Origin of the sequence: Dactylosporangium sp. NBC_01737, assembly GCF_035963215.1 — a bacterium.
Classification (GTDB): Bacteria; Actinomycetota; Actinomycetes; order Mycobacteriales; family Micromonosporaceae; genus Dactylosporangium.
On sequence record NZ_CP109153.1, the window covers coordinates 10574262 to 10590212 of the forward strand.

At 67.1% G+C, this 15951-nt stretch carries 22 protein-coding genes and 2 pseudogenes; 11 read left to right on the forward strand and 13 right to left on the reverse strand.

The genetic code is table 11. The annotated features are described in order from the left end of the window. Positions 1 to 384: 384 nt before the first annotated feature. The 3 genes from OHA72_RS48560 to OHA72_RS48570 all read left to right on the forward strand — a co-directional run bounded on the left by OHA72_RS48560 (position 385) and on the right by OHA72_RS48570 (position 2204). Positions 385 to 1380, forward strand: a complete 996-nt coding sequence (locus tag OHA72_RS48560) for an aldo/keto reductase (RefSeq protein WP_327002875.1) — start codon at positions 385 to 387, stop codon at positions 1378 to 1380. 105 nt (positions 1381 to 1485) lie between these two features. Next, positions 1486 to 1947, forward strand: a complete 462-nt coding sequence (locus OHA72_RS48565) for an MgtC/SapB family protein (RefSeq protein ID WP_327002876.1) — start codon at positions 1486 to 1488, stop codon at positions 1945 to 1947. Further along, entirely contained in the window at positions 1908 to 2204 is a 297-nt protein-coding gene (locus OHA72_RS48570; RefSeq protein WP_327002877.1) for a hypothetical protein, read from the forward strand. Before OHA72_RS48565 ends, OHA72_RS48570 begins: the two co-directional genes overlap by 40 nt. Positions 2205 to 2480: 276 nt before the next feature. Here the strand turns inward: OHA72_RS48570 and OHA72_RS65230 are convergent. The 3 genes and pseudogenes from OHA72_RS65230 to OHA72_RS48580 form a co-directional block, all read right to left on the reverse strand. Further along, positions 2481 to 2591 (reverse strand): annotated as a pseudogene (locus tag OHA72_RS65230) (hypothetical protein); the annotation flags it as partial. Further along, a pseudogene (locus OHA72_RS48575) lies at positions 2548 to 2820 on the reverse strand (phosphoketolase); the annotation flags it as partial. The pseudogenes OHA72_RS48575 and OHA72_RS65230, both read right to left, overlap by 44 nt. Positions 2821 to 3050: 230 nt before the next feature. After that, positions 3051 to 3566: a hypothetical protein gene (locus tag OHA72_RS48580; RefSeq protein WP_327002878.1), complete on the reverse strand. Its 516-nt coding sequence runs from the start codon at positions 3564 to 3566 to the stop codon at positions 3051 to 3053. Between the two features lie 67 nt (positions 3567 to 3633). Here OHA72_RS48580 and OHA72_RS48585 point away from each other — a divergent pair, with 67 nt between their 5' ends. Continuing rightward, a complete protein-coding gene (locus OHA72_RS48585; protein ID WP_327002879.1) occupies positions 3634 to 3909 on the forward strand; it encodes a hypothetical protein in 276 nt (91 codons plus the stop codon). Between the two features lie 4 nt (positions 3910 to 3913). On the opposite strand, the gene OHA72_RS48590 is transcribed toward OHA72_RS48585, so the two are convergent. Next, positions 3914 to 4474: a TetR/AcrR family transcriptional regulator gene (locus OHA72_RS48590; protein ID WP_327002880.1), complete on the reverse strand. Its 561-nt coding sequence runs from the start codon at positions 4472 to 4474 to the stop codon at positions 3914 to 3916. Between the two features lie 99 nt (positions 4475 to 4573). Here OHA72_RS48590 and OHA72_RS48595 point away from each other — a divergent pair, with 99 nt between their 5' ends. After that, positions 4574 to 5482, forward strand: a complete 909-nt coding sequence (locus OHA72_RS48595; protein WP_327002881.1) for an oxidoreductase — start codon at positions 4574 to 4576, stop codon at positions 5480 to 5482. Between the two features lie 198 nt (positions 5483 to 5680). Here OHA72_RS48595 and OHA72_RS48600 read toward each other — a convergent pair whose 3' ends face one another. Beyond that, positions 5681 to 6013: a hypothetical protein gene (locus tag OHA72_RS48600; protein ID WP_327002882.1), complete on the reverse strand. Its 333-nt coding sequence runs from the start codon at positions 6011 to 6013 to the stop codon at positions 5681 to 5683. Between the two features lie 197 nt (positions 6014 to 6210). Here OHA72_RS48600 and OHA72_RS48605 point away from each other — a divergent pair, with 197 nt between their 5' ends. Continuing rightward, the gene (locus tag OHA72_RS48605) at positions 6211 to 6705 is read left to right on the forward strand and encodes a hypothetical protein (RefSeq protein ID WP_327002883.1); all 495 of its coding nucleotides are present in this window, start codon (positions 6211 to 6213) and stop codon (positions 6703 to 6705) included. A 221-nt stretch (positions 6706 to 6926) separates the two neighbouring features. On the opposite strand, the gene OHA72_RS48610 is transcribed toward OHA72_RS48605, so the two are convergent. Then, a complete protein-coding gene (locus tag OHA72_RS48610) occupies positions 6927 to 7565 on the reverse strand; it encodes a hypothetical protein (protein WP_327002884.1) in 639 nt (212 codons plus the stop codon). Positions 7566 to 7866: 301 nt separating this feature from the next. On the opposite strand from OHA72_RS48610, the gene OHA72_RS48615 reads away from it, so the two are divergent. Continuing rightward, a complete protein-coding gene (locus OHA72_RS48615; RefSeq protein ID WP_327002885.1) occupies positions 7867 to 8544 on the forward strand; it encodes a hypothetical protein in 678 nt (225 codons plus the stop codon). Positions 8545 to 8731: 187 nt separating this feature from the next. Here OHA72_RS48615 and OHA72_RS48620 read toward each other — a convergent pair whose 3' ends face one another. After that, positions 8732 to 9280, reverse strand: coding sequence for a nucleotidyltransferase family protein (locus tag OHA72_RS48620; RefSeq protein WP_327002886.1), 549 nt, complete (start codon positions 9278 to 9280; stop codon positions 8732 to 8734). Between the two features lie 224 nt (positions 9281 to 9504). Here OHA72_RS48620 and OHA72_RS48625 point away from each other — a divergent pair, with 224 nt between their 5' ends. Both OHA72_RS48625 and OHA72_RS48630 read left to right on the forward strand, forming a co-directional pair. Then, positions 9505 to 9843, forward strand: a complete 339-nt coding sequence (locus tag OHA72_RS48625) for a hypothetical protein (RefSeq protein ID WP_327002887.1) — start codon at positions 9505 to 9507, stop codon at positions 9841 to 9843. Between the two features lie 40 nt (positions 9844 to 9883). After that, the gene (locus OHA72_RS48630) at positions 9884 to 10291 is read left to right on the forward strand and encodes a hypothetical protein (protein ID WP_327002888.1); all 408 of its coding nucleotides are present in this window, start codon (positions 9884 to 9886) and stop codon (positions 10289 to 10291) included. On the opposite strand, the gene OHA72_RS48635 is transcribed toward OHA72_RS48630, so the two are convergent. Both OHA72_RS48635 and OHA72_RS48640 read right to left on the reverse strand, forming a co-directional pair. Continuing rightward, positions 10270 to 10734 carry a hypothetical protein gene (locus tag OHA72_RS48635; RefSeq protein ID WP_327002889.1) on the reverse strand — a complete coding sequence of 155 codons (465 nt, stop codon included), beginning with the start codon at positions 10732 to 10734 and terminating at the stop codon, positions 10270 to 10272. The genes OHA72_RS48630 and OHA72_RS48635 overlap by 22 nt on opposite strands. Before the next feature lie 410 nt (positions 10735 to 11144). Next, positions 11145 to 12107 carry an NADP-dependent oxidoreductase gene (locus tag OHA72_RS48640; protein WP_327011808.1) on the reverse strand — a complete coding sequence of 321 codons (963 nt, stop codon included), beginning with the start codon at positions 12105 to 12107 and terminating at the stop codon, positions 11145 to 11147. 95 nt (positions 12108 to 12202) lie between these two features. Here OHA72_RS48640 and OHA72_RS48645 point away from each other — a divergent pair, with 95 nt between their 5' ends. After that, entirely contained in the window at positions 12203 to 12775 is a 573-nt protein-coding gene (locus OHA72_RS48645; RefSeq protein WP_327002890.1) for a TetR/AcrR family transcriptional regulator, read from the forward strand. Positions 12776 to 12947: 172 nt separating this feature from the next. Here OHA72_RS48645 and OHA72_RS48650 read toward each other — a convergent pair whose 3' ends face one another. Then, a complete protein-coding gene (locus tag OHA72_RS48650) occupies positions 12948 to 13400 on the reverse strand; it encodes a hypothetical protein (protein ID WP_327002891.1) in 453 nt (150 codons plus the stop codon). Between the two features lie 156 nt (positions 13401 to 13556). Here OHA72_RS48650 and OHA72_RS48655 point away from each other — a divergent pair, with 156 nt between their 5' ends. After that, positions 13557 to 14051, forward strand: coding sequence for a DinB family protein (locus tag OHA72_RS48655; protein WP_327002892.1), 495 nt, complete (start codon positions 13557 to 13559; stop codon positions 14049 to 14051). Positions 14052 to 14140: 89 nt separating this feature from the next. Here the strand turns inward: OHA72_RS48655 and OHA72_RS48660 are convergent, their stop codons facing one another. The 3 genes from OHA72_RS48660 to OHA72_RS48670 form a co-directional block, all read right to left on the reverse strand. Then, positions 14141 to 14521 (reverse strand): hypothetical protein, encoded by a 381-nt coding sequence (locus tag OHA72_RS48660; protein ID WP_327002893.1) that lies wholly within the window; start codon positions 14519 to 14521, stop codon positions 14141 to 14143. 127 nt (positions 14522 to 14648) lie between these two features. Further along, on the reverse strand, positions 14649 to 15233 hold the full coding sequence (locus OHA72_RS48665; protein ID WP_327002894.1) for a GNAT family N-acetyltransferase: 585 nt from the start codon (positions 15231 to 15233) through the stop codon (positions 14649 to 14651). A 23-nt stretch (positions 15234 to 15256) separates the two neighbouring features. Beyond that, positions 15257 to 15886, reverse strand: a complete 630-nt coding sequence (locus OHA72_RS48670) for a hypothetical protein (protein ID WP_327002895.1) — start codon at positions 15884 to 15886, stop codon at positions 15257 to 15259. Positions 15887 to 15951 lie beyond the last annotated feature (65 nt).

The window sequence follows — 15951 nt, forward strand, 5'->3', positions numbered from 1 at the left end:
CTGCCGGCTGCGCATCGCCGAACCCTGGCCCTCGGCCACCGATCTGCTCACCGCCTTCGACCGGCTCACCGCGCTACTGCGAACAGTCACCTGAAGCCGACACCCGCCCCGCCGAGCACCTGCTGAGGACCCGGCCGGGAGCACCGGGACGCCGACGGCAGTGTCGGTGCAGGCCCTGTACCCGGCGGGGCCGTCATCCTCGATCTCACTCCAGGCGGCGCGCTCAAATTCCCTGAACTCGCGACCCGGGCCATCGCCGGCGCATAGCCTCGGAAATCGGGCCGGCAGAAGAGAATCACGGCCCGTGATGACGCCCGTGATTCCGCGGACGGGACTTCATAGATCGAACGACGTCAGACAGTACGTGGACCGGAGGAGCCAACGATGGAGCAGACGCAGATTCCCGGCGTGCCTGTCCCGGCGAGCCGGATCGGGCTGGGCACCTGGGCCATGGGCGGATATCAATGGGGCGGCGCAGACGACGACGAATCGGTGCGCACCATCCATGCGGCGCTCGACGAGAACGTCAATCTGATCGATACAGCACCGGCATACGGCTTCGGCCACTCGGAAGAGGTCGTCGGACGCGCGATCGCAGAACGAGGAGGCCGCGACCGCGTTGTGATCGCCACCAAGGTCGGCCTTGAGCGGCGAGGCGACGCACTGTACCGCAACTCCACGCGGCGGCAGATCCTCACCGAGGTGGACGAGTCGCTCCGCCGCCTGCGCACCGACTACATCGACCTCTACTTCGTGCACTGGCCGGATCCCGCGACGGCCCTGGACGAGACCGCGCAAGCCTTGTCGGACCTGCAAGCCGCAGGAAAGATCCGCGCGGTCGGCGTTTCGAACTACTCGGTCGAGGAGATGCAGCGCTTCGGGCTCGTCACGCCGATCGTGTCAGCCCAGCCTCCGCTGAACCTGTTCGAACGGCAGGCCGAACAAGACGTCCTGCCGTACTGCCGGCTCAATGCGATCACCACACTGACATACGGCGCCTTGTGCCGTGGACTTCTGAGCGGCTCAATCGACCAGGACACCCGGTTCACCGGCGACGACCTGCGTCAGAGCGACCCGAAGTTCCAGCCCCCTCGCTTCGAGCAGTACCTGAACGCCGTGCGGCAACTCGAACACTACGCCCGCGAGCGCTACGGCAAGAGCTTGCTGTCTCTCGCCGTGCGATGGGTGCTCGACCAGCCCGGAGTGTCGGTGGCGCTGTGGGGGCCACGCCACCCCGAAGAGCTTGCACCCGTCAAGGAGGTGCTCGGCTGGCACCTGGACGACGAGGCGCTCGGGGTCATCGACGACATCGTCGCGAAAAGCGTCCACGACCCAGTAGGTCCCGAATTCATGGCACCGCCGCAGCGGGCGGCGCTGTGAGGCATGCACCGTCTTGAGGCGTGCATGCCGTGACGCCGACAGCTCGCGGGACATGCCCGCCTCACTCGGTGGCGCCACGGCGGATGTACGTCGGAATGGTGCCTGATGGCCGACCAGATGCACATACTGGGCCCGCTTGCCCTGACGGTCGTGTTGTCCTCCGTGATCGGCCTGGAACGCGAACTACGCCGCAAGCTCGCCGGGTTGCGCGCCCACACCCTTGTGGGACTCGGCGCCGCCATGTTCACGTTGGCGGGCAAGTACGGCTTCAACGATGTCGTCGCGCCTGGTCTGGCCGTGCTCAACCCGGCTCAGATGGCAAGCCAGGTGATCACCGGGATCGGCTTTGTCGGCGGTGGCATCATCGTTGTGCGTCACGGCAGCGCACGCGGGATCATCACGGCAGCCAGCATCTGGGTGGTCGCGGCGGTTGGAGTGACAGCAGGGACCGGACTCTGGGTGCTCGCAGTCGCCGCACCCTGGCCGACATCCTGGCCACGTCGCTGTACACGCCGCTCATCAACCTCTTGCACCGCCGTGACGCCAAGTCTGCGCGCCTGTGCCTGATCTACCGCCAGGGAGCAGGTACGCTGCAGACGGCGCTGACTGAGGCAACCCGGCGGGGATTCGCGCTGACGGAGCTTTCGTTCGCCGCGGCCGGTCCGCAGGAGGAGATCGTATCTGCCACCGTCAGGATCGAAGGCATCGCGTCAATCGATGACCTCGCCATCGCCATCGCCCGACTTGACGGCATCGTCAACGTCGAGTCCGATCCCATCACCTCGCACGCCGAAGACAAGCCCGAACCGCGCTCGTACCTGTGATCAGCGCGCGCTGTCATCAAATCGCCGCGACAACCTCTGCCGCAGCGCGCTCGGTCCACCCCGTCACCTCGGTGCGAACCAGATGCGGTCGTCGCGCAGCGAGAAGTGGTTGGCGTGGTGCTCGAACTGGGCTCGAAGCTGTTCCGGCTGCGCTGAGGATCAGGGCTCCGGTTCGTGCAGCGGTGGGTTGTCGATGCCTGTGGTGGGTCCTGGTTCCTGCGACCACTGCCAGTTGCGGATCTCGGGCATGTCTTCACCGTGGGTCCGCACGTACTGCCGATGCCCGATCAGCTTGTTCGGGAGCCGCTCCCGGTAGTGCGCCGCAGTGGCCTGTAGTCGAGGCGGTGAAGAGCGAGCCGAAGTCCTTGCCGGACAGCCCGTGCGGATGTGCCCGGTCGTCCTGCAAGCGCATGACGTCGACCACGTTGACCACCCGCATCCGCAGATCCGGAAACCACTCACGGAGGATCTGGACCGCCGCGAGCGTCTCCATCGTCGGCACGTCGCCGGCGCATCCCAACACCACATCCGGGTCGATGCCCTCGTCCGTGCTCGCCCACTGCCAGATTCCGATGCCTTTGGTGCAGTGCACGGTCGCGTCATGCATGTTCAGGTACTGCAGCTGTGTCTCCGATTGATCATGGTGTCCGCTCATGCCGCCGAGGGTGAGCGCGAGTTCGACCGTGTCCGTCACGCTGCGTGATGAGGTCACGCAGCGACCGGCGCGCTGAACTGCCGATGAGCGGAAGCTTCTCCCGGATGGCTACATCCGGAGTCGATCAAGAGATGTCCTCCGCACTGCATGTCTCACCGGGCGTTTCCCTGACCTCACATTGACGCCGGACATCACCGGCCGACGGTGCTCCAGTCCGCTGGCGCGGGCGGCACCACTCGGCCTGCGAGGTGACCGTCCAGCCGGCGGACAATCTCCGCCACGTCGTACCCGGGGAAGCACACCTGCAGCATGTTCAGGTTGAAGTCGGACGTCTGCTTCTCGTTCCGCATCGCCCGGTCCATGGCGGACGCGCGACGTTCCCAGGCGTCCGGCGCGGCCCAATGCACCATCCGCACATAGAACGCGTCACGGGGGCCTGCGTTGGCGACTGCGTCGAGGAAGTGCAGGCCGTCGTCGATCGGGAAATCAATGAACCCCCAGCCCTTACGAGCGTCAACGTACGCGGACATGTGCGGCAGCATCTCGACCCAGCTCGCGTTGCTCTCACCCGCGTCCTGGCAACAGGTGAGCGTGCGGATGCCAGCCTGCCAGCACCGCTCGACCACCGGCGCGAGTTCCTCGTCGATATCAGCGAACATGCTGCCCACCGTCACCCGCCGCACCGGATGCGTGTTCTCGTACGTCATCAGCGCAGCGTACTGACGCCGCCCGCCCACTCGTCATCTCCCACGACGGGGCATTCGCAGCGAGCGCATGCCGCGATCCGGGCACTGCAGTTTCGTGATTGCCCCGGATCTCCAGGTCCACGCCGTGCACGGTCATGACGACCAGTTCTTTCAGGTCGTCGCTGCCGACATCGGCGCTCACCTCGAAGGCGCGCAGGTCCAGCCGGGTGACGAGGTCACCGGCGGCGATGAGGGCTTCGGCCGTCTGTCGTGGGCTGAGGGTGCCGGAGCAGGCCCGGGTGGCGGGGCAGTACGCAGGTCGGCGAGCGAGGCGGTGAACGCCCAGTTCCGCCCTGCCTCCTGAGGAGTTACGGCGTGGTCAGCCGGTGGACGGCCGTGACGATGGTCGCTCGGCGGCGGTCGGGGGTGACCAGGTCGAGGAAGTCCGGTTCGCGGAGTTGCCACATGTTGGCCAGGGTCAGCACGAGCGCGAGGATCTCGCCGGCGGGGAGCCGATCGGTGACCGTGCCGCGGTGCTGGGCGGCGGTGATCGCAGCGATCTTGTCGGCCATCGCGGCCGTGGTCGACGCCCGCCGGGCGGCGGTCTGGCCACGTTCGAGCTGATACCAGGCGACGAACCGCAGGACCTCGGGGTGGGCCAGGCCGCCGTCGTACAGGCGGCCGGCGTATGCGCCGAGGTCGTCGGCGTCCAGCGGGATGGTGGTCACGGTCTGTTCGACGATCAGGTCGAAGACCGCCTCGAACAGCCCGTCCTTGTTCTCGTAGAACGAGTAGACCAGTCCGGCGCTGATCCCGGCCCGCTTGGCCAGCCGGTCGACCCGGGCGCCCGCGACGCCGTGCTCGGCGAACTCGCCCAGCGCGGCCTCCAGTAACTGCTGACGCTTCGTCTCGGGATCCCGGGTTCGCACCGCACCAGTGTTACTGAGTGAACATTCATTTGACAAGCGATCACACTGGCGCCTACCGTCCTCGCTATTAAATGAATGTTCATTACCTAGGAGGTCACGATGGCGCAGTGGACACCGGACGCGATCGAGGAGCAGACCGGCCGTACCGCACTCATCACCGGCGCGAACAGCGGCATCGGCTGGCAGACCGCCCGAGTGCTCGCTGCCCACGGCGCCCGCGTCATCCTGGCCGGCCGCGACCGGACCCGGCTCGACACCGCGGCCGCCGCGATCCGCGCCGAAACGCCGGCCGCCGACCTGGCCACCCTCGTCCTCGACCTGGGCCGCCTGGACTCGGTCCGATCAGCCGCGGCGCAGATCGTCTACGGCGGCCCGGTCGACCTGCTGATCAACAATGCCGGCCTGATGAACATCCCAGAGCGCAGAACCACCGCCGACGGCTTCGAGCTCACCTTCGGCACCAATCACCTGGGCCACTTCGCGTTCACCGCCCTCGTCTTCCCGGCCCTGCGCCGGGCACCGGCGGCCCGCATCGTCACCGTCAGCGCCATGGCCGCCCGCTGGCGCAGTGGCGCGCTGACCGATCTGATGAGCGACCAGCGGTACCGGCCGATGACCGCATATGCGAAGTCCAAGCGCGCCAACGTGGTCTTCACCATCGAACTCGCCCGTCGCCTGGCCGGCACTGCCATGACCGCGGTCGCCGTGCACCCCGGCGCCGCCCTGACCAACCTGCAGCAGCACACGTCCGGAGCGCTCATCCGCCGGCTCATCCCGCTGCTGGCCAGGGTCGCCATGGGCTCCCCCGAAGGCGCGGCCTGGCCGTCGCTGTACGCCGCCACCAGCCCGGACGCCCGCAATGGAGCCTTCGTTGGTCCGGCTGGACGGCGTCAGGACGCCGGGCCGCCCGCTCCGACCCGCCTGCCGCGCGGCGCCGACGACCCGACCGAAGGCGCCGCACTCTGGACAGACAGCGAGCGCCGCACCGGCATCCTCTTCACCACCTGAAGTTCCACCCGGCAACTCGGGCGGGCCGACATAGTGGTACCCCATCGGGACGGCCATCGCCACGACCACCTGATCAGGGCACACGCACATGCCGCCGACCGTGCGCGCGGACGCTGGCGTAGCCGTCACCGGATGTCACTGTCCGTCGCCGCTGCGGACGCACCACCTTGCCGATGAGCGCCACCGCCGCTTGCCTGATCAGATCGGTGCAGGAGGGCCTGCTGCGTCGAGGTCGAGGAATTCGCGGAGGCGCCGACAAAGGTGACCGATAGCGAGCTGATGATCCTCGTCAGTGCCCAAGTGCTCCTCGGTTGCCTGACCGCCGAAGGCCTCCACCAAGATCAGCGCCCAGAACGTCAGCGGGCTGCCCTGGTGACGCTCAGACATCCACCGTTGAAACTCGGCCAACTCGCCGCGTCCTCGCGCGAGGTCGAACCCGGTAACCACCGAGAACGCGCGGTCGTACCTCGGGCGCCCCACGTACATCCCGAGCCGACGCTCGACCATCGACAGAAGCTCATGCCAGTCCACCACGCGATTCTGCCTGCGGTGCACGCATCTGTCGCCGAGCAGCGCGCCGCCAGCCGGCCGGTGTGACTCTCCGTATGTGGTGCGCAGGTCCGGAGAATGACCCGGCGCTCACTGAACTGGCCGATGAGGGCGCGTTTCGTGGTGCCGCGTGAACGCCTAGGGTACCGATCATGGGTGCGTCTGGGTGGAGCTATTTCGTGGAATATCAACCCGATCTGGAGGCGGCGTTCGAGACGCTGCAGGCGAAGGTCTTCACCGAGGGCGACTATTGGTGGGCGGTTCCGGGCGAGTGGGGCAAGTCCGCACGCGATTATCCGAACCGCCCCCGAACCATCGACGAGCTCTTCGCCGACGAGAGGGTCCAGGAGTCGGGCACCCATTCGATCCTCGACATGCGGCGAGTGCTGCCCGACGGCGAGCCGCAGAAGTTCGGTTGGCTCGATGTGGCTGTGACCTCGCCGTTCGAGTTTGATCGGCTCTCCGCCGAGTACGGCGAGCCCGAGTACGGAACGATCGCTCCGGTGACCACCGCGGAGGCGCTCGACCGGGCCGGCGTCGAGAAGGTCACTCGCGACCACCTGGAGGTGATCGACGATCTGGCCAAACACCGCTGGTTCGGACGATGCGCCGTCCTACATGACGCCGCCGGTATGCCGACCGAGATCTACTTCTGGGGCTGGTCCGGGGACTGACTGCCCGCGCACTCATGCCGCTGCGGGCGCTCGGCACCGGTCAGGGGTCGTTACCGACGGTGAGTTGCTCGGCGAGCTGGGGCTTGCGATTGAGCCGAACTGAGCGCGCACGTGTGTGATCTTGGCTTCGGGTTGGGTGGGTGGTTGAGTCGCGCGCACCCCCGGTCCGTGAAAGTGCCTGCGGCCCCGACCGAGTGATCGCTCTAGGCGGCGGGCTGGGTTTAGCTCCCGGCGGGCGCCTCGGCGAGCCAAGCGGCGACCTGGGCGAGCTGGGCGGCACGGCCGTCCCAGAAGGCGTTGACGTGCTGGCGGGCGAGCTGCTGGCGCAGATGGGCGGCTGGATGCGTGGCGGGTAGCAGGGCAGCCCACGTGGCGAGGTACGGCGTCAGGTCGTCCTCGGCGTTGCCGATTCCGCACAGGACCTCGTCCGCGGAGAAGGTCCAGTCGGGGTCAGTGGTGAGGACGTCGTGCCAGAACGCTGCCAGGAATTCTCGGACGGCGGTCTGCTCGGCGGGGTCCCAGGTGGTCCAGCCGGCGAAACGCAGCCGACCGAAGAACGCGTCGACCTCGGGGTATACGAAGCCGACCTCGGGGCCGCCGAAGCCGTCGGTGACGCTGACCTCCAGCATCCGGGGCAGGAAGTGGCGGAAGTCGTCGGCCGCACCGGCGGTGAGGCCGACGTGCATGGCGTACTGCGCGAGCGCCGTTGCCGGCAGTGACCGCAGCGGCACCGGCCGCAGCAGGCCGCGGGCGTCGTCCGCGCCGAAGCAACCGGGGCACGCGCCGATGCCGGTGGGCCTCGGCACGGCGGCGAAGGTGTCGTACAGGGTGTCGATCGCTGAGGCCAGCTCCCGGTTCACCGGGCCACCGTAGTCGTCATCGCCATCGCGCGTCAGTCGGTTTCGCTGTCGATGCCTCGGCGCAGGAGGGCTACTCGTCGGTGACTTGGTGATGCCGTGACGGACGAGCAGCCATTGCCGACCCACCCGACCATCACCATGATCACGTGCGCGCATCTGCCGCAGTTGGAGTGCGGCCGCGGCTCCAGAGATCGTCACGGACGGCGACCGGCCCGACGAGGCGAGGGCTTCCTGTCGTGCCGATGTGCGTATGGCCCGCCCGCCTCTGGTTCACCGGTGCACCATGCCGGAGGATGTGTGAGTGCCGCACATCCTTGATGCGCCAGGTTCGCTGAGCGATCGAGCGCGGGCCTTCCTTGCCACACATGCGCGGACGGTCCCAGTTGATACCGGTCCGAGCGATGAGGACTGCCGGGCAGCAATGCTCGCGGCGCTCGGGCGAAGCGACGAAGTCGCGCTGGCCACCCTACGGCGGCTCCAACGCCGCTACTCCGGGCTCACCTACCGCAGCCCGTTTCGAGACGCCGAGATCGTCTTCGAGCCGGTGCTGGAGGTGGACCCCGACACGGCCGAGACTGCGTTTGAATACGCCATCATGGATCGGTCGCCGGACGGGTGCCGCAGCGGCTTCGTGCTTCCTGACCTGACGGTCTGGTTCCGTTTTTTTAACGTCGATGTGCAGACGTTCCCCTCGCTCGACCACTTCATTGAGTGTGACGCGCTGCTCCACGACCTCGGCCACCAGCGCCCAGCAGCCTTGGAAACCCCGCCGGATGCCAACGCATACCTGGAAGGTCTACGCGAACGTCACCCACAGCTGCGCCGAATGACGGCGCTGAGCGGGTTCTGCGTCGAATGGTGGGGCGACGACCACAGGCTCGTGTACTTCAACGGGCTGGATGCCCAACTGTGGGCAGGAAATGGCGACGGTTCGGTGCCGACCGTGGTAAGGACCTGGCTCATCGATGGTTCCACGTAGTGCCACCGCTGGCCCTGCAACCACGAACGACCCTGGCCCAAGTCTTACACGGGCATCCGCTTCTGCCGCGAGTGTTGCGCAGCGCCAGAACCGCCGTCGTCACAGTGAGTGACAGACCAAGCGGCGCCGAGGCTTCCGCTCCTGCCGATGTGCGGATGCCGTCGGCTTCTCGGACAGGGCGTGAGCGTTAGATCTCCAGCCGCAGTCCGGCCCATCGGTCGAGCCATCCCTTGCTCTCCACGCGGCGCTGCACGATCGATCGGCCCGCTGCGTCGTCGAAGGCGGGAGATGGGCGGACAACCATTCCCACAAGGTCATCTATCCCATGGCAGGCCTCCAGGTGAACAGACTCCCCCCGTAACGTCACCGCAACGCACGTAGCCGTTTCTGGCCAGCGCGATATCGCGTCCAGTGCGGATGTGTAGGGCTCAACACCATTGCGCAGATGCATCCGTGCTTGATTACGAATCTCCCACGGCACCCCAGGCAGAATCGACATGGCTCGGGCTTCAGCGCGTGCGTCCTCACGAGGATCCGGATGCTCCGGGTCGTAGTAGGCGACATCCACGTCGCGCTCCGGCGAGACCGGACGATTGCTCATCGCGTCCCAGACACGGTTGCGGACGAAACCGGCACCGATCCACCAGTCCGGTAGCCCCAGGTCGGCCGCAGCCCGGAGAACTCTCATCGCTCCCGGGTCTGACTCGATGACGCCCACAACCTCCTGTGCGTTCATGACCATCCCTAGGACCCTAGACCAGCGGACGTACGCAGGTCGTGCGAGACGGTGGCGGCGGGCGGATTCCGTCACCGACGCGCTTCGGCGCGCTCACGACCACAGCCATCCGCTCATGGCCGCTGATGGCGCGCTCGCCATGTCCTGTGGACAGCGTCGTGGATCTCGGAGTCTTGTGTTCTCATGGCAACGTGATCTGAGCGCGGCTGCCATTGGAGATTCACGTGGAGGAAGAAGACTACTGGGTACGGCTGGAGTTCCGTATCTGTGCCGAGGTTCGTGGCTTCGACGACGTCCAACTGCGGAGCAGCTGGTGCGACGGTCTCGTTGCCGAGGAGTACGACCTGCGGCCTCCGGAGCCCTGTATACGCGGACGCGCCTGGTTCGGGCCGGACGGACAGCAGCCGTGGGAGTTCAGCCTGTTGGTCGATCCGAACACCCGCTCGCGCTCCGATATCGACTGGGCTGCCCTACTGCCCGACGACCAGCTGACGGGTTGGCTGTCGCCCGATCCTCCGCGCCGGATGATGACCATCGATCCATTGGGCGGGCATCCAGACTGAGCATGAGCGTCCGTACACGCCACGCGGTAGGTTGCGCGACGTGGGCATCTGGACGCATTACTTCGCGGCGACACCGCACGAGTTGGAAGCGATGGATCTTGACGATGGCCCGGGCGGCGGTGACTGGCCATACGTGGATTGCAAGGGCTGGATGCTGGAGGTCGAGGAATTCGCCAGTGAGATAGACGGACGTGATGAGAGCGAGTTCGGTCGAGACGAACCGATCAACTTCGATCCGGCAGACCAGGAGTACGAAGGCCCTTGGACGTTGCGAATCAATGCCGAGCTCGTTGCCACCCTGGCACGTCTGGACGGCGAACGGATTCGCTCCTATGCCGACCGTTACCTGCTGGAGGACTGGGAGGTCGAGCGGCTGCTCGACCTCGCAGATCTGGCGCGGGCGGCCTCCGCTGACGGGCGGCAGCTCTACGTCTGGTCGTCGTTGTAGTCCTCGACGAGCAGCGCCCACAATCGGTCACGTAGCTGTGGTGTCAGGCTGCGGCCCAGTTCCCGCCTGCGGACCAGCACGAAGCCGTGTGGATCGCGGTGCGTGTGGTCTCGGAGAACGTTGAGCGCCACCAGTGCGTTGTCCGGCCAGTTCCGGACCGATGCCGTCGCGGCTGCGACCCGCTCGTCAATTCGATCGATCAGGGCGTACTCGGCGGTGTCGGGCCAGCGCTGGAGGTGTAGGTCGATGTCGCAGAAGCTCACGTCGACGAGGTCGGCTGCGCTGAAGTCGTTGCCGTGCCACTCGTTGTGCTGCCGGTCGACAAGGCCACCCATGAAGGGACGGCCGAAGAACATGGTGTGCCAGATCCGGCCGCGGAAGACGCAATCGACGAACTCTACCGAATCGACGCGCAGGTCGCGCAACCGCGCGCCGTCGAACACGCACCGCTGGAAGCGCGCGTCATGGAAAGTGGTGTTGCCGAGCGGAAAACGGTCCGCTGGAATCGGCAGTCGACAAACTGCGTCTGTCGCTCGTGCCCTACGCTGAGCCCCTCGAACGATGTCTCCGAGAAGTCGCAGCGCACAAAGGTCCCCCCAAACGCACCGAACCAGCCGAACGCCTGGTGCGAGAAGTCGACATCAACCCATTCCTCATGACGATTCACCCGCTTGGTCGGCTGCACTGTCGGACGGTACCAGCCGCCTTCGACAGATCCACCCCACGCTATCGCCCGCGCGCACATGCCGCCGGTCTCGCGCGGCGAGCGACCAGGAGATCGTCACACTTTGTGGCTGCGGCTCGGTGTCGCTGACGCACGCTCGTACCGATGAGCACTCCGGGTCGGTGAGAGTTAGAGGTCGATGACTACCTTGCCGTGCACGTGCCGGCCGGCTTGCAGCTCGACTGCGGCGCGGATCTGCTCCACCGGGAAGGTTGCCGCGATGGGCACACGAAGCCGGCCCGCCGCGACCAGGCGCGCAATCTCCTCGATGGCGCCGGGCGCGGCCTTGGCACCGTTTGCGGACGTGATTCCGTCGACCTGTGCAGCGATGGCGGTGATGCGCTTGTCAGGCACGCCAAGTTCTCGTGCCGCCTGCACCGTGTCCGTCCCGTACAGGTCGATCGCCGCAGTGACGCCGCCAGGAGCCAGGGCACGGATCCGGTCGACCAGGCCGTCCCCATAGGTGACCGGCTCGGCCCCGAGGGCACGCAGGGCTTCGGCCGACGTCGCCGATCCCGTCCCGATCACCCGCGCACCCGCGAGCTGGGCGAGCTGCACGACGAACACGCCGACCCCGCCTGCCGCGCCGCCGACGAGCAGCGTGTCGCCCGGGCCGGGATTGACAACAGCGAGCGCGGCGGCGGCCGTGCACCCTGCAATAGCAAGGACGGCGGCTGTACGGTCGTCAACGCCGTCGGGGATAGGGTGCGCGTCGCCGCCCGCCGCGATGGTCCCTGCCACATCGATCACCACGTGGTCGGCGACCGCTCGGGAGAGGGCGCCGCCGAACACTCGATCGCCGGCCGCGAACCCGGTCACGCCGTCACCGACCTGGTCGACGACCCCGGCATAGTCGGTTCCGAACCCGGAGGGCAGGCTCAAGCCGAATCGAGTGGCGGTCTCCGCGTCGGAGGTCATGAACCAGTCCATCGGGTTGAGTCCAGCCGCGGTGACCCGCACGCGGATCTGCCCCGAGCCCGCCTGCGGCGCGGGTACCTCGCGGAGGCTCAGGACCTCGGGACCGCCGAATGACTCGACGAACTGGACCACCCTGCTCGTGGTCCTCGACGTGGTGACGCTCGGTTCCTGCATGCTCACCTGGCTCCTCTGGCTACGAGCGGAACAAGCAAAGTGGACTATGCTCCGTTTCCAGGAGCCACCGTAACACAACCGGAGCGTGATCCGTTTTGGAAGAGGCAGACACTCGCGCGCTGCGAGCGGACGCGACTCGCAACCGCAACCAACTCCTCAAAGCGGCGAGCCGCGCGTTCGTGTCGGCCGGCGCCGAGCCGTCGATGCGCGCGATCGCACGCGAAGCCGGCGTCGGCATCGCCACGCTCTACCGGCACTTCCCCACCCGCGAGTCGCTCGTCGACGCGGTCTACCGCGATCAGGTGGTGAGGCTCACCGACGGCGCCCGCGACCTACTCGCCCAGCTTCCCCCGCCCGCGGCGCTGCGACGCTGGATGGACATGTTCGGGGACTGGATCGCAACCAAGAACGGCATGCTCGACACGCTGCTTGCAATGATCGAATCGGGCGAGATCGCCCATGCTCAAACGCAGACCGAGCTGCTCGCGGCCATCGACGAAATCCTCGACGCCGGCCGCGCGACGGGCGAGCTCCGCGTCGACGTCACCGCCGAGGACGTCGCCGCCAGCCTCATCGGCATCTTCACCGTGGCCCAACCGCCCGAGCACGCCGCCCGGGCAAGTCGCCTGCTGAACATTCTGATGGACGGCCTCCGACCCACACCCTGAACCGCCCATCCACCGCGTTCCGGGTACGAGCGTGCATGTCCGTCTACCCCAGGTCTCCGGCACCACCACGTCCAGGTATGGCCGGCGCGTTGACCCTCCCAACGCCGAGCGGACCGGCAGCGCCACCCGCTGTGCCGCTTGAGCAGGCCGGATGAACAATCGGCACCCACAATCACGCCTTCGCGGTCCTCCGGAAATGACCGGTGCGCCGCTGCCCGAAGCTCACATGGGTGGCGACCACGAGCACTCCAGCGGTCTGGACGGCGAGCAGACCTTTGCCCGGGTCCTCTTCGAAGGGCTCGGCCGCGACCTGCCGGGTCGCACCATCCACAAGGAGCACGAGATACTCGCCCGGATCGGTCAGCAGGCACCCGCCACCGCGGGGTGCCGGAATCCGCGGGTACCGCAGGGCGTGCACGGTGCGCTGTGGCAGGGCCTGGTGCAGGCTGGCCAGCTGATCACCGCTGACCTCCTGCATCGCGATCACACGCTCGGTGCGACCGGTCAACCTCGCCGTGACTGCGGCAATCCGCTCTGGCTCGTCCGGCCAGCGACCCGTCACTTCCTCGTCCCAGTTCTCCGCGTGGACACGATGCAGGACGTTCCAGGTCGCCACGGTGATCACAGGCGATGACCCTACGGCAGGCACCAATATCACCGAGTGCTCCAGCGGGAGTATCCGAATAGCGCAACAACCCAGGCCCAGCCTCGAACGGAATGCGGGCACGCTCGTACTGCTGTCCGGCGTGGCACCGCCCGGCTGGGACGTAGAGTCGCAACCATGCTCGAGTCGCAACGTGAACGTGCGCCGCTCAACGACGGTGGCGAGATGGACACGGCCCTGGCGTTTCTGTCGTTCGCCCGTTCCTGTGTACTGAAAAAGGTCAACGGCTTGGACGAGGAGCAGCTGCGGCGCCGCTTGGTCGTGTCCGACACGACGCTGCTGGGACTGGTGCAGCACCTGACCGACGCCGAGCGATACTGGTTCGGGTACACCCTGGCCGGCGACCCGCGGTACGCCGATGTCGACTTCGACATGGTCGTCGCGCCGGACCTGTCCGCGGATCAGGTCATCGCAGGCTACCGGACGGCGATCGCTGACAGTGATGCGCACATCGGCGCGGCCGCCGACCTCGACGTCCGCACCTCGCACCCGGTGCACGACCAGCCCCGCACACTTCGCTGGGTCCTCGCGCACATGACCAGCGAAACCGTCCGGCATGCCGGGCACGCCGACATCCTCAGAGAACTCATCGACGGCGTGACCGGCCGCTGATCGGCGGGACACACCGACGTCATCGCCACGCTCGATCGTTGAGCGAGCCAGTCAGGTGCGCGCACATGCCGCCGAGTTTACGCGCCGCCTCAGCTGCTGAGGATCGCCTGAAGTAGCTCAGGTCCGGTGTGGATCAGGATGACGTTGGCGCGCAGTTCGTCGGGAAGCTCGTCGGCGTGACTGGCGTCGACGATGCAGGTAGGGCAGCCAACAGGGACAATGACCCATGCGGCGGCCGTCGCGACGGCGACGACGAGATCCCAGATCTGTTCGCCTGCAGCACGGTTCACCATGAGGCTGGAGTTGCCCACACCGTAGACGTCGGCTTCTCCGTCGGGCAGCTGCACGCGAACGTATCCGTTGGTGGGTGCGCCGACCATGTAGGGCAGCAGGACCTGAACGGCGGCTTCGGGCCGCCCTGTGGCCACCTTGCCGCCTGCGAACCCTTGAAGGAAGACGTCGAAGCTCACACCCGATCATGATGCACCAAGCCGGCTCGATCGCGTGCGCTGTCATGCCACGAGGCGGGCGGCGTTGTCGCGCTCAAACCTCGTGACGGACGAGGCCCTCCACGTCCACGGCGACGACCTTACGCGTCTACGTCCTGGACAGGCGTTCGGACAGGCGGGCCTTCGCAGCTGGCCACTCGGCCAGGCGGACCGTGTACAGGAGAAGGCTCGGCTCGGCGGCGGCCTCCGGTTCGGGGTCGATCAGGGTGGCCCCGATGCGCGTGATCGCCTCTCGTGAGCGGAGGTTCCCGGCACCGATGCGCCAGACGACGGCTGTATAGCCGAGCGTCTCGAAGGCATAGGTCATCGTCAGGAGCTTGGTTTCGGTGTTCGCCGCGGTACGCCACCACCTCCTGCCGAACCATGTGCCACCGATCTCGATGCGGCCGTCGGCGCGATGCCAGCTGTGCAGATTCGTGGTGCCGATCGCCGCACCCTCTTCGCGGTCCAGTACGGCGAATGCGACCCGCTTGCGGTCTTCGACGTCCTTGAGGCGTCTGGAAACGATCTCGTGCAGGTCCGATTCGGTACGGGGAGTCGGCGCGCTCAGCCAGCGCCAGACCTCGTCGTCCCGGCCGCCCGCGGCGAACAGGGCGGGGACATGGGCATGGGCGAGGGGCTCGAGACGTACGAAGCGGCCTTCAAGGACCGTCAATGCAGGAGTCAACGGCATGGCGGGAACGCTACCGGCGCGTTCTACCGCACCGGGTTCAGCACGGCCGGGTCGATGTAGGTGGGGTCGAGCAGGACGGCAGAAGGTTGTGGATCGTCGTCGTCCAGGGCCTCGGCCAGTTCGTGGAAGGCCTCCTCGACGGGCTTGAGCCGGCCGAGAATGTCGGCCAGCGGCCGCTTGCCGGCGAATCGCACGCGGCGCCGGCCCGCGGCCAGCAGCGCCAGCAGCGCGTCCTCGTTGCGTTCCGGCAGCATGCCTCCAGCGTCCTCCCAGAACAGGACGTAGTCCTCGGTGTCGTCGGCTTTGAAGGCACCTGCGCCGGCCAGCATCAGGAGCAGCTGCCGCGCCGGCGTTTCCCAGAAGCCGGAGTAGCCGACCGTCCACAGGTAGGCCTCCAACGCGCCGTTCCGGTAGCGCAGCACGGTCATTGCCTCGGGACTGGCGACCCGCTCGGCGAGGAGCTGGCGAGCGGTCTGGCCGGTCTCGGCGTCGCTCCAATCGGCCTCCCCTTCGCGGTCGCCCCAGTACCAGCCGGCAAACATCTCGGCCGGGTTCTCAATGACCGTGCCGGACGCAACTGGAGCGTCGAGCCACGATTCGAAGCCCTCCCGAGGCATGACGATCCGAGCGGCTGTAACGAAGGTGTACGACACCATGAACTCCTGAACGAGCCCAGCGACAGATGATCAGCACCGTAACAAGCCCCTTCAAGTCCCGC